Raw genomic sequence first — 13,474 nt, 5'->3', positions numbered from 1 at the left:
CATCATCTTAACAAGGTTACATTTCCTGTCTTATTGGCCTTGGTACCGTCTGTAAACTCGAGGCTTACCACGTAGGCATATGCATCCATTGGTTGCACCGCTCCCTTAAACCGGCCATCCCAGCCTATTCTGGGGTCAGAACTTTCAAAAATCAACTGTCCCCAGCGATTAAATATCTTGAGGTTAAACTTAGTCGCACCAAAAGACTTCACATAAAATACATCGTTTATGCCGTCGTTGTTGGGAGAAAACGCCGAAGGCACGTCAAACAACGGTACCACGATAGCACTCACCTGTTTGCAGACAGTATGGGTACATCCCTCCTGATTAGCAGCCGTGAGACACACGTTATAAGTACCGGTTTTGAGGTACTGGTGTTGCGGGTTGCGCACAGAGGTCGTATCGCCGTCACCGAAGTTCCACAGGAAATGCAGCGGTTCTTGTCCCTGCGTCTGGTTGGTGAAAGTAACGGGTGTATTCTCAGTAGCTTTGGTAGGATTAAAGTCGAAATCAGCAATCGGTGGCGCGGCCACCAGTACCTGTTTGGTAATGCTGTCTTTCTTGTTACAGGTGTTTTCATCCAATGCCACCAGCTTCACTTTCCACAGTCCGGGCACATTGAATTTGTGTAACGGATATGGTTCGGTAGACTGCTCGCCGTTATCTTCAAATGTCCACAGGAAACTGTCTCCACCCAGCGTGGTATTATCCAGCTGCAATTCTGTGCCTACGCAAATTGTATCCGGCATTGTAAACTGCGCAGTAACGTTAACGGCCACACGTAATGGTTTAGTAATGGTCTCCGGCGCATTACAGAAGTTACTGTCTACCAGCGTGAGGCTTACATTGTAAACACCCGGCGCGGCAAACTTATGTGTATAGGGGAATTTAGACGGCCCTACATATTCCGGCTTAGATCCATCACCCAGATCGAAGATAAAGGAACTATCACGGAATGCTCCGGCAGGTGTGGCATTGCTGGTGAAGATATAGGCCAGGTCTGCACAGGGCGGTTGCCTTTGCGCATCGAAATCAAATTTTGCTTCGTTGTTACCCAGCTTCACATCGATGTACGCAGTATCTGCGCCGTTACAGCTCGCGCGGTCAACTTTTACCAGCATAACGGTAAAAGTGCCTACCTGATTGAAAGTATGTTTAATAGTATCTTTTCCATTCACCACGGTCCCATCCGGGAAATGCCACTCCCATCTTTCAGCCGGCAGACGGGTAGTGTCCACAAAAGTAATTTCACTGGGCACACAGAAATTCGATCTGCGGTTCAGTGTTTTAATACCCGCTTTCACCCCATCCAGGTTAAAAGCAATTTTTAAAGCGCCATAGTTACATGCCTGTGGCGGCGTGCTGGAATAAGCGCCCGGCGTAGTGGGATAACGGGGCTTGCTACCGTTCGCGCTTACATTACACCATGCACAGATGCCCTGATAGATCACACCGTTGCGATCAAAGCGGCTGGTACCACCATCTACGTGTTCATACAGACCGTTGCCGCCAAACCAGCTGCCAAACAACTGCGCGGCCGCATCACGCTGCAACACAAAGAAGTAGAAATCCATGCCGTCAGTAGAACTCTGAATAGGATTTTTTGCCGGCAAACCGAAGGTACCGGAGTTCGGGTAGTGCAATGAGTTATTGATACCTCCGCCCCAGCCGGACACATATACGTTTTCGCAACGGTCCACCAGAAAAGCAGTAGGAGAGATCGACGGCGTAGAAGCCAGCTGTCGCCGCTTACCGAAGGTGGTAGAATAAACAAAGGCACTCAGATCGGGCTGCAACTTCACGATATATTGCAGTGAGTTATCGTTGTAGTCACCGGGGTTGAGCAATTTGATGGGCCATGTTCCTTCTGTGGTTCCCATGGCGTATACAAATCCGTTCTTGTCCATTTGTATACCATATACCTGATCAGCCGACGGATCGTCTGACCCGAGGTAAGTGCTCTGCAATATTTTTGTTCCGTCGTTGGTGATGTGGGTAATAAAACCATCGCATACGCCGCCGCGGTAAGCAGGATAAATGGCGCCGGGAGTAACCGTAAAGTTGCTGCTGGCCGTACCACCTGCTACGTATAAGGTGTTGAGTTTATTGAGTGCAATCACGTATGCAGCATCTTCTGCCGAGCCCCCGAGATAGCTGGCCCATACCAAAGCCTGGCACAGCGGGTTGATCTTCATCACCACGCCATCCTGAGCACCGCCGAAGGTCCCCTGGAAAACGCCTGCTGTTACCGGGAAGTCGCCGGAACGGGTACAGCCGGCCACGTAGATATAACCGGCATCGTCAATCACTACTTCGCTGCGTGCGTCATCACCGTAGTTACGCAGCAGTACCCAGTCACCACCTGCGCGGTTTTCCCGCATATTAACGCCGTCATCTGAGCTGCCGGCAATGATCAATGATCCGATCAGACCGCTGCCGGTAGCGTTAAGTTTAGTGACTACGATATCCCATCCGCCACGATTGGTACCTTCCACTTTATCATAAGGATAATTGGCGGAAGTAGTTCTGCCGGAAATGACCAGATTGCCCTGTTTGTCTACAAATAAGCTGTGTGGCTGCTCCTGGCCATCGCCGCCAATATAGGTAGCGTAAATCAACCGGGTACCGTTAGGGTTGAATTTGGAGATACCAATATCGAAGGTCCCGCCATTGAATGCTGTCTTATAAGCACCGGTAGTAGTAGGATAGCCAGCACCGAATACAATGCCGCCGCCATAGAAGTTGCCCGCATCGTCATAGGTAGCGGTAAACCCCCAGTTGTCTGCACGGGAACCGGAAACAGTGGAGAATACATATACCGGATCTATCACCAGCGGATAAGCAGGATCGTATTCACCGGAGATTTTAAATCCTACCTTGTTACCATTCAGGCGATAGGATACTTTTACTGACACCCGTTGGTTATTAACGTACTGATAAGCATAAGGCAATTGCTCAATCACATCGCCTACAGTGGTATGTACCAGTAGTTGTCCTTTTTTGATTTCCATGCTGCCGGCGCCTTCGTATGATAACTGTACTTTGTCAGGGTTGGCGCCTGGCGCCACAATGATATCATATTTCAGTTGGGAAGCATCGGAGTATACATGTGCATCAATGCCCGGGTACAATGATTTATACAACAGCCCCTGATAGGATTTCACATTGGAAGCCCATTTAGATCTGTCGTTGCCGATGAAATAATTGCTGAGTGATTCCTGCGCCTTTTCCGGGATGATTTCGGGGTTCTCGTTGGCGCCGATGAAATTAACCTGATATGCGTGACCTCTTACATCCGGCAACCGGCGTGGCCTTCCTGGTGAGGGCTCTCCGCTTCCGGCAGCTGCGGCAGCTTTACCGGCGATACTATTTTTCGGCACCACCACTGCGCCGGAATCAGCAGCTTCGCCATGTCCATGCATATATTCGTACAGGTCATGCATGTCATCCTTGTTGTACAACATGAAAGTGAAGCCTGTTTTTCTCAGCCATATATCGGCGGTGCCCACGTCTGATTTAAACAGGACCTGAGGGTCCCACTGGCCTTTATTTTCGATAAAGTTCAATGGGGTGAAATTGGTTGACTGTTGCCCCCGGGCAATGAAACCGGTAAACAACAGGAGGATCATCATTCCAATAAGGCCGCTCGGGAGGGTAAATTTCAACGGGATAAGATTTATTTTAATGCTAAAAAAACCAATATACATCTATAAACGCAGAAGCCCATTAAATTGTTACGGGCACAAGATATAATACCGCTGTCCTGACGATATGTTTTAGGGATTATATCATATATTCAGACGGTATAAATTAATAAACGTTAAAAACGTCAGGAAATTTTACTCCATTGAGATTTCCCGCGCTGAAGGGCTAAATATTCTTTTAAGCCTTGATTTTCAGGGAGGACGAGATCAGGGTCTTCTGATAATATTTTTTCGGCGCTGGCGCGTGCGGCTTCGAGCACGGCCCTGTCCTGCACGATATCCGCCAGTTTGAAATCCAGTATCCCGCTTTGGCGGGTACCTTCGATATCGCCCGGCCCACGCAGTTCCATGTCTTTTTCCGAGATGATAAAACCATTGTTGGTTTGTACCATTACATTGATGCGTTCTTTGGATACCTGTCCCAGTTTGCTGCCTGTCATCAGAATGCAGAAAGACTGTTCAGCGCCGCGTCCTACGCGGCCCCGGAGCTGATGCAGCTGCGAGAGGCCGAAACGTTCCGTGCTTTCAATCACCATCACAGAGGCATTGGGCACGTTCACGCCTACTTCGATCACCGTAGTGGCCACCATGATGTGGGTATCGCCGGAAACGAAACGCTGCATGTTGGTTTCCCGCATTTCTGCCGGCTGGCGGCCATGCACCATACTGATGTAAAACTGCGGTTCGGGGAAAAATGCTTTCACTTCCTCATACCCTTTCATCAGGTTTTCGTAATCCAGTTTCTCGCTGTCTTCGATGAGCGGATATACGATATAAGCCTGCCGGCCTTTTTTTAGTTCATCTTTGATAAAGTTCATCACCTGCGGGCGCTGGAACTCTGTGCGGTGGACCGTGGTGATGGGTTTTCTTCCGGGAGGCATTTCGTCGATCACCGACACATCGAGATCACCGTAGATAGTCATGGCGAGCGTACGCGGTATAGGCGTTGCCGTCATAACGAGGATATGCGGCGGAATGGTATTTTTTTCCCATAGCCGTGCCCGTTGGGCCACACCAAAACGGTGCTGTTCGTCTACGATAGCCATGCCGAGATTTTGAAATACCACCTCTTTTTCCAGCAGGGCATGAGTGCCTACCAGGAAGTGGATGCTGCCGTCGGCCACGCCGGCCAGTATTTGTTTACGGGCTTTGCCTTTGATGCTGCCTGTCAGCAGTGCTATTTTCACAGGCATGTGCTGCAGCAGTTCTGCCAGCCCTTTATAGTGTTGTTGCGCCAGGATCTCCGTAGGCGCCATGAGGCAGGCCTGAAAACCGTTGTCTTTAGCGAGCAACATGGTCAACAGGGCCACCATGGTTTTACCACTGCCCACGTCTCCCTGTAACAGACGGTTCATCTGACGGCCATGTACAGTGTCCATGCGGATTTCCTTCAGTACCCGTTTCTGTGCGCCGGTGAGATCAAAAGGCAGATGGTTATTGTAAAATTCATTGAAAGACTCTCCCACGGCGCCAAACACGTAGCCGTGCGATAACTTTTGCCGTTTAATTTTAAGCCGGCATATTCTGATCTGTGCAATGAACAGCTCTTCAAATTTCAGGCGGCGCTGGGCCTGATGTGCTTCGTCTTCATTGCCGGGCAGGTGTATCTTGAAATAGGCTCTGGAGCGGGGCATCAGCCGGTATTGCTGTAATACTTCCACCGGAATATTTTCCCTTACTTCTGCAGGCGACATTTGTTCGAGCAATGCCTTCGTCAATTTTCCAATAGCCTTTGCCGTTAGTCCGCGGGCTTTCAGTTTTTCAGTGGTGGAATACACCGGTTCCAGGTATTGTTTTCCTGACGCGATCTCTTCCGTGAGCAGGTCCATTTCCGGATGCGCCAGCTGCGGTACGCCGTTGAATACGGAGATACGGCCATATACCAGATAGGCTACATTTTCACGCAGGGATTTCTGCATCCATTGCCATCCCTGGAACCACACCAGTTCAATGACACCGGTTTCGTCTTTAAAGGTGGCCACCAGTCGTTTCCCTCTGTTCTCCCCCACCACTTCCATGCGCAGGATACGTCCGCGTATCTGCACAAAATCCTCATAGCCGCTCAGGGAAGCTATCTTGTCTATCTTGGTGCGATCTACGTACCGGAAAGGGAAATACTGCAACAGATCGCCGAACGTGTGTATGCCGACCTCTTTGCGCAGCAGCTCTCCTTTCTGCGGACCTACGCCTTTGAGATATTCTATCGGATTGGATAATATGGGTGTGAAAGTTGAAATATTAAACCGGTTTTAATGAGCCACGAAGATAATTTAAAAAGATTAGCGAAGATAAAAGCTGCTAAAGCTTTCATCTTCGCTAATCTTCTATTTTCGGTCAGTATCCTGAATTATTCTGCGTCAGCAGTTACTTTTCCTTCTACGAACTGTTTCATCCATTCAGTAGTAACGGATTTAGGTCTTTCGAGGGAGAGTCCCAGACCTCTGTCCCAGCAGAGGGAAGCCAGTACGCCCAGTGCGCGGGATACGCCAAACAGTACGGTGTAGAATTCATATTCTACCATGCCGTAATGTACCAGCAATGCGCCGGAGTGTGCATCTACGTTAGGCCATGGGTTTTTCACTTTGCCCAGGTCCTGTAAAATCGGCGGTACGGTTTCGTATACTGTCCACACAATTTTCACCAGTTCATCGTTAGGCAGGTGCTTTTTAGCAAATTCCATCTGAGCGGTGAAGCGGGGGTCGGTTTTACGCAGTACAGCGTGACCGTAGCCTGGCACTACTTTACCTTCAGACAGGGTTTTGCGTACGTACGCTTCGATCTGTTCTTTGGTAGGCATGCCACCACCCAGTTCTTCGCGCATAGCAAGGATCCATTTGATCACTTCCTGGTTGGCCAGGCCGTGCAGCGGACCTGCCAGGCCGTTCATACCGGCAGCGAAAGACAGGTAAGCGTCACTCAGTGCAGAACCAACGAGATGCGTCGTGTGTGCGCTCACGTTACCACCTTCGTGGTCGGCGTGAATCACCATATAAAGGCGCATCAGCTCTTTGAAGCCTTCGTCGGAGTAACCCAGCATGTGTGCGAAGTTACCCGCCCAGTCCAGCATGCCGTTAGGCTGGATATGCTGGCCGCCTTTGTATTTGCGACGGTAAATGTAAGCAGCGATACGGGGAAGACGGGCGATGAGGTTCATCGTGTCTTCATACATGTAGCTCCAGTAGTCTTTTTTATTGATACCTTCAGCATAGGCTTTTGCAAAAGCAGATTCCGTTTGCAGCGCCATAATACCTACAGTAAACATCGTCATCGGGTGAGTAGTAATAGGCAATGCCTCAATAGCATCAAATACGTGATTGGGTACATGAGAACGACGCCCCCACATGCTGGATATATACTGAACATCTGCTTCACTTGGCAGCTCCCCAATCAACATCAGATAAAACAGCCCTTCCGGCAGTGGTTCAGCACCACCTGGCGCTTTGGGTAAATGCTCCCTCAGTTCCGGAATGGAATATCCGCGAAAACGAATACCTTCATTTGCATCCAGCAGGGAAGTCTCCGTTACAATGCCGGTAATACCGCGCATACCCTGATAAACCTGCGCCAACGTTACGTCTTCAATTTTTTTTGTGCCGTGGTTCTTTACCAGGTCCTTTACTTCAACGTTAAGATCATCTGCTTTAACCTTGAACTTTTCTTTTATGTACCCCATTTTACTGCTATTGTTTATAAAATGAAACAAAATCGATCAATTGTCAAAAGTAATGATTTGTTAACGAAGTTACCACCATTTAGCAGTATTTAATGTCAATTTAATAAGCAAATCAACCGCGAAGAACAAGAAGGTCAGGTAACAACACATGGATATAACATATATACAAATCAATCACTTATAAATACAAAATAAACCATACTAAATCGACGTTAAAGAAATGTAAATTTTTTCAGAATGAATTGAAAATACTGAAAGCATCGGCCTTAAAATTTCATTTTCGTATATCAGATTGGACAATTTTTGTTTATCGAAACAAAATTGGGACGCCGTTATAACGCAGAGAGAAAATAAAACAGTTTTTTTTGCGCTCATGATAAAATGAAGCAAATTTTCACGCCGGCTGGAGCCCCTGAGATACCCTGTCACATGAAAAAGGCCCCTCTTTAAAGGAGCCTCCTTATGAAGAAATACGGTAGGTAGCCAATACTTATGCCCTATGAAATCACCAGCCTGACACACATCGTAGCCCGGGGCTCCAGCCCTGGGAACGGGGATGCGGATTTGCATCATTTTGGCGCGCGGCGATACAGATAAAATGCCAGTCCCCCGAAGAGCACATTGGGTATCCACACCGCCACCAGCGGGTTCAGGTCGGCTTTGGTACTGAATACAGTGGTAAACTGCATCAGGATGATATAGCTGGCACTGATCACGATGCCCACCGCCAGGTGCAAACCACTGCCGCCCCTAACTTTTTTGGCGGCGATAATGCCGCCGATGAGGGTCAGTATCACCACGGCAGCAGCGGCAGCCGTTCTGCGGTAATACTCCACCCAATAGGTATTCAGCCCTTCAGAGCCCCGAATGGCTTCCCGCTTGATATACCGGCGCAGGTCGGGCGTAGTCATGGCCTCCTGCAGATTTTTCACCTCCAGCAGGTCTTTCGGGTTCAGTGCTATTTTGAGAATGGAATCCTGGCGACTGTACCATTTTTCTTTCAGTCCATCCATATGCCGCACAGACACATAATCCAGTCTCCATGCTTTTTTGGTGGAATCCCAGGTGATACGGTCGGCACGCAACTTTACAGACATCAGCTGTTTATCCACTTTTTCCATGGTGAAGTTGCTGCCGCTTTTATAGTTGGGGTCGTAGGTACCGAAAGTTACGTAGGTGAAGCTGTCGATACGGCTGGTACGGTCGTACTGCGACTGCTCATTGTCCGGCGTATGTATCCGGGTATTTTCAAAAGTGGTACGGACACGGTTGGCATTGGGCACCACCCAATAGTTGGCCAGCCAGAGGATACCGCCAAACAGGAACGCACCTACCCAGTAAGGGCGCAGGAAGCGGCGGAAACTCACACCGGCGCTGAGGATCGCAATGATCTCCGACCGGTAGGCCATTTTGGAGGTGAAGAAAATAACGGAAATGAATATAAACAGGGGAAACAGCAAGGCTGCGATATGCGGGATAAAACCAAAGTAATAATCCACGATCACATCGTGCAGGGATATATGATACTTAATGAAATCATCTATCTTCTCTGTGATATCGATCACTACGGAAATGACCAGCAATATCATCAGGGAATAAATAAAAGTTCCAATGAGCTTGCGTAAAATGTACCAGTCTATTTTAGTCATGAGCCCAAAGATATTAGTTTATTTTATAGTCTGAACTTTTACAGTCGCGTTTTCAGTTGCTGTACCATTCCTGTTTTCCACGTAGCGAAGGTGCCGGCCAGTATCTGGCGGCGGGCTTCTTTTACCAGCTCCAGATAAAAAGCGAGGTTGTGGATACTCGCCAATGTCATGCCTAAAATTTCGCCGGCCACGAACAGGTGGCGCAGATAGGCACGGGAGTAGTCGCGGGTGGCGAAACATTCGCTGTTGGCGTCGATGGGGTTGAAATCGGTGGCCCATTTTTTATTGCGGATGTTCATGACACCGTTCCAGGTAAAGAGCATGCCATTACGGCCGTTACGGGTGGGCATCACGCAGTCGAACATATCCACGCCGAGGGCGATATTCTCCAGGATATTCCAGGGAGTGCCCACGCCCATGAGGTAACGGGGTTTGTCTTTCGGCAGGATTTCGGTCACCAGTCCGCACATTTCATACATCTCATTTTCGGGTTCGCCTACGCTCAGGCCGCCGATGGCGTTGCCGGCGGCGCCGCGGGAGGCAATATACTCCGCGGATGCCTTACGGAGGTCTTTATAGGTGCTGCCCTGCACAATGGGGAACAGGGTCTGTTCGTGACCATAGGCAGGCTGTGTGTCTTTGAGGCGCTGTATGCAGCGGTCCAGCCAGCGGTGCGTCAGCTCCATGGATTTGCGCGCATAGCGGTATTCAGACGGGTAGGGCGGGCACTCATCGAACGCCATGATAATATCGGCGCCGATGGTCCGCTGGATATCCATCACGTTCTCAGGGGTGAACAGGTGTTTGGAACCATCGATATGGGATTGAAATACCACCCCTTCTTCCTTGATCTTGCGGTTGGCAGCCAGGGAAAATACCTGATACCCGCCACTGTCGGTCAGTATGGGGCGTTCCCAGCCGTTGAATTTATGCAGGCCGCCGGCCAGTGACAACACTTCCAGCCCCGGGCGCAGGTAAAGATGATAGGTATTGCCCAGAATGATCTGTGCCTGTACATCGTCACGCACCTGGTCCTGGGTAACGGCTTTCACGCTGCCCACCGTGCCTACCGGCATAAAAATCGGCGTTTCTATGGTACCGTGGGCCGTGGTAATCTTACCTGCCCTGGCATTACTGCCATTATCTGTTGTTATCAGTTCAAAATTCACAGCTCTTAATTTCAGCGTGCAAAGATCGGATTATTTGGGCATTTTGTTATTGGGTTATTTGGTTATTGGATTTACGGATTGGGAATTTACCGATTGGGGAATTTTACATCCGTGAAGAACGATCTAACGTGGTCTTCGGGCTATTTCAAATTCAAAAATCAGGAAATTCCCCAATCCTTAAATCGAATATCTAAATAATCAAATTTTAAAATTTAAAAATTCTATGGGTTTTTTATTATTTTACAGATAATAAAAATATTATATTTTTGCCAGCATTATGCTTGACAATCTGGGTGAAATTGCCTTATACTTTTTCGCTGCCATAGCAGGAATTCAGACGATATATTATCTGTTTGTTTTTTCCCGGGTAGCTTTTTATCGTCGTAAGTTTGACCTGGACCAAGCGCCTGGCGGCCCTTTTTCAGTGATCATCTGCGCCAAGGATGAAGAACTTAACCTGCAGAAAAATCTGCCGGGCGTATTGCAACAGCGTTATCATGTGCACCATAAACCGGAATATGAGGTGATTGTGGTCAACGACAACTCTGAAGATGATACCAAATATTATCTCCGCTCTATAGAGCCGGGCTATCCCCACTACCGGCATATTGAAATCAAACAAGCCGCCAAGTTCATTCCCGGGAAAAAATATCCGCTGTCTATAGGCCTGAAAGGTGCCCAGTACGATACCGTATTGCTGACGGACGCTGATTGTAAACCGGGCAGTACTTACTGGTTGACATTAATGAGCCAGGGATTTGAGGATGAAAAGGAAATAGTGCTGGGCTACGGCGCTTATCATAAAAAACCGGGCTTCCTGAATAAGGTGATCCGTTACGAAACATTTTTCAGTGCGCTGCAACATCTCTCCTTCGCTATGAGCGGCATGCCTTATATGGGCGTGGGCCGTAACCTGGCTTATAAAAGAGAGCTGTTCTTCCGGCATAAAGGATTCACCAGCCACCAGCATCTGGCCAGCGGTGATGACGATCTGTTTGTCAATTCTGCCGCTACCCGCAAAAATGTGGGCGTGGTCATTGATAAACAGGCTTTTACCTATTCGGAGCCGAAACTGAGCTGGAAAAGCTGGTTCAGGCAAAAAACAAGGCATATGTCTACCGGCAAACACTACCGCTTTGGGCATAAGTTTGTGCTGGGCCTGTTTTCCCTGACCCACTTCCTGTTTTATCCGGCGCTTATTTTCGCGCTGTTTTTCCCACCGCCGGTCCTGTGGTATGTGCTGGGTATCTTTGCCGCCAAAGTGCTGGTGCAGTCTGTCATCACCTACTCCGCCATGCGCAGGCTTGATGAGAGTGATCTTTTCAAGTTCAGCTGGCTGATGGACATCTTCATGGTGTTATATTATATCATATTTACACCTGCGCTGATGTTTCGCTCTAAGAACAAATGGTAGACCCGTTCATTTGATTATTTTGTCATTTAGATATTTTGTCATTTAGATATTTAGAAGGGGACGAAGATCCGAGCGGATTTTCGTCCCCTTTTTAAATAATCGAATAATCAAATGATTAAATAACCAAATGGTTTTACTTTTGCGCCATGGAGATTATTTTAAAGTATTTCAGCGATTTTACGCCTGCTCAGTTACAACAGTTGGAAGCCCTGAAAGGATTGTATGAGGAATGGAACGGGAAGATCAATGTGATTTCCCGGAAAGATATTGACTCCCTGTATGAGCGGCATGTGCTGCATTCCCTGAGCATAGCGGCCATCGCAGATTTCCAGCCGGGCACCCAGATACTGGACCTGGGCACCGGGGGCGGTTTCCCCGGCATTCCGCTGGCCATCTTTTTCCCGGAAGTACAGTTTCACCTGGTAGACTCCATCGGCAAAAAAATCAAGGTGGTACAGGGCGTTGCAGAAGCCCTTGGCCTGAAAAACGTGACCAGCGCGCATAGCCGTGTAGAAGAAATTAAAAACCGTAAATTCGATATCGTTGTATCCAGGGCCGTAGCCCCGCTGGCCGACCTGTGGCGGTGGAGCAAGCCCCTGCTGAAAAAATCGGCCGTGCCCGGCAAACAGTTTGAAAAAGGACTGATATGCCTGAAAGGCGGCGATCTGGCAGCAGAAATCTCCGAAAGCGGCGTAAAACCGCGGTTAATAGACCTCTATGACGTTTTTCCGGAAGAAAGCTTTAAGGAAAAATACATTGTGATGGTGAAGAGTTGAGGAATAACCGCCATGGATACCGGTTTTGTTGCCCCTGATATTTTTTTTTCGAAAAATAAAATATCGTTTTTACTGTTTCGTCTTCCTTATTACGATGAAACAGTTGCTCCTCACAAACAGCATAATGGCCCAAGAGCAAAACGACCGCATACAGGCTACGGTGAAGCAGGAACGCAAGCGTTTACTGCACTTCATCCGGCAGCGTGTTAGCAACGCGTCGGATGCGGAGGACATATTGCAGGACGTACTGTACCAATTTACCGAATACCTGCGCCTTGGCAGCCAGATTGATTCCATTACGGGCTGGCTCTTCGCTGTGACGCGCAACCGTATCACCGATTGGTTCCGCAAGAAAAAAGAAACACCTTTCACCGACTTTACGCGCGAAATAGAAGGGGAAGAAGTTCTTTTCCTGCCGGAAATCCTTGCTGACGAGAACTTACAAGCCGATTCCCCGCTGACACGGAAGATCATATCAGAAGCTATTACACAGGCGATCGATGAACTGCCTGCCGAACAAAAACAGGTCTTCCTGCAACATGAACTGGAAGGCAAATCCTTTAAAGAAATGAGTGAAGAAACAGGCGTCGGCGTGAATACGCTGCTGTCAAGGAAACGCTATGCAGTACTGTATCTGCGGGAACGGCTGTCGGAACTTTATCAGGAACTATTTAATAACTAAACAAATTATTCAAGATATGCGACCCATCAAAAAAATAGGGCTGGTACTGGCAGGCATCGCCTTTTTTGCCCTCGTCATCCTGCTGACACAAGTATTATGGAACAACCTGATACCAGAACTCTTCCACGGCCCCGTGATCTCCTACTGGCAAGCCCTCGGCCTGCTCGTATTAGGCAAACTGCTCTTTGGCTGGCATGGCCATAAGCCCGGTGGCGGCAGATGGGGCGGATGGCGCCAACGCAAAGAATGGAAAGAGAAACTGGCCAACATGACACCGGAACAACGGGAAAAAATAAGGCAACGTTTCCGCCACTACTGTGATCCCCGCCGGTTTGACTGGCGCGAGGAAGAATTCGATCAACAGAAAGATCGCGGTGAAAGAGAGGACAAACAAGTATAACCCAACT

General features: G+C 48.6%; 9 protein-coding genes. 4 read left to right on the top strand and 5 right to left on the bottom strand.

Annotated features, from left to right (window positions below; all coding sequences use genetic code 11):
- Positions 1–2: 2 nt before the first annotated feature.
- The 5 genes from ICL55_RS24850 to tgt form a co-directional block, all read right to left on the bottom strand.
- Positions 3–3,665, bottom strand: coding sequence for a T9SS type B sorting domain-containing protein (locus tag ICL55_RS24850; protein WP_188102543.1), 3,663 nt, complete (start codon positions 3,663–3,665; stop codon positions 3–5).
- Between the two features lie 164 nt (positions 3,666–3,829).
- Entirely contained in the window at positions 3,830–5,908 is a 2,079-nt protein-coding gene (recG, locus tag ICL55_RS24845; RefSeq protein WP_343067881.1) for an ATP-dependent DNA helicase RecG, read from the bottom strand.
- 143 nt (positions 5,909–6,051) lie between these two features.
- Positions 6,052–7,377 (bottom strand): citrate (Si)-synthase, eukaryotic, encoded by a 1,326-nt coding sequence (locus tag ICL55_RS24840; RefSeq protein ID WP_188102541.1) that lies wholly within the window; start codon positions 7,375–7,377, stop codon positions 6,052–6,054.
- Positions 7,378–7,946: 569 nt separating this feature from the next.
- On the bottom strand, positions 7,947–9,026 hold the full coding sequence (locus ICL55_RS24835) for an LptF/LptG family permease (protein ID WP_188102539.1): 1,080 nt from the start codon (positions 9,024–9,026) through the stop codon (positions 7,947–7,949).
- A 38-nt stretch (positions 9,027–9,064) separates the two neighbouring features.
- Positions 9,065–10,195, bottom strand: a complete 1,131-nt coding sequence (tgt, locus tag ICL55_RS24830; RefSeq protein ID WP_188102537.1) for a tRNA guanosine(34) transglycosylase Tgt — start codon at positions 10,193–10,195, stop codon at positions 9,065–9,067.
- Positions 10,196–10,472: 277 nt separating this feature from the next.
- Between tgt and ICL55_RS24825 the strand changes: the two genes are divergently transcribed.
- From ICL55_RS24825 to ICL55_RS24810, 4 genes are all read left to right on the top strand, one after another.
- The gene (locus ICL55_RS24825; protein ID WP_188102535.1) at positions 10,473–11,609 is read left to right on the top strand and encodes a glycosyltransferase; all 1,137 of its coding nucleotides are present in this window, start codon (positions 10,473–10,475) and stop codon (positions 11,607–11,609) included.
- A 146-nt stretch (positions 11,610–11,755) separates the two neighbouring features.
- Positions 11,756–12,385, top strand: coding sequence for a 16S rRNA (guanine(527)-N(7))-methyltransferase RsmG (gene rsmG, locus ICL55_RS24820; RefSeq protein WP_188102533.1), 630 nt, complete (start codon positions 11,756–11,758; stop codon positions 12,383–12,385).
- Between the two features lie 124 nt (positions 12,386–12,509).
- Positions 12,510–13,067, top strand: coding sequence for an RNA polymerase sigma factor (locus tag ICL55_RS24815; protein ID WP_188102531.1), 558 nt, complete (start codon positions 12,510–12,512; stop codon positions 13,065–13,067).
- A gap of 16 nt (positions 13,068–13,083) precedes the next feature.
- On the top strand, positions 13,084–13,467 hold the full coding sequence (locus ICL55_RS24810; RefSeq protein WP_188102529.1) for a hypothetical protein: 384 nt from the start codon (positions 13,084–13,086) through the stop codon (positions 13,465–13,467).
- The last annotated feature ends 7 nt before the right edge of the window (positions 13,468–13,474 follow it).

The sequence above is a fragment of the Chitinophaga varians genome (genome assembly GCF_014529945.1).
GTDB classification, from domain to species: domain Bacteria; phylum Bacteroidota; class Bacteroidia; order Chitinophagales; family Chitinophagaceae; genus Chitinophaga; species Chitinophaga varians.
This window is presented reverse-complemented; position numbering and strand designations above follow the sequence as displayed.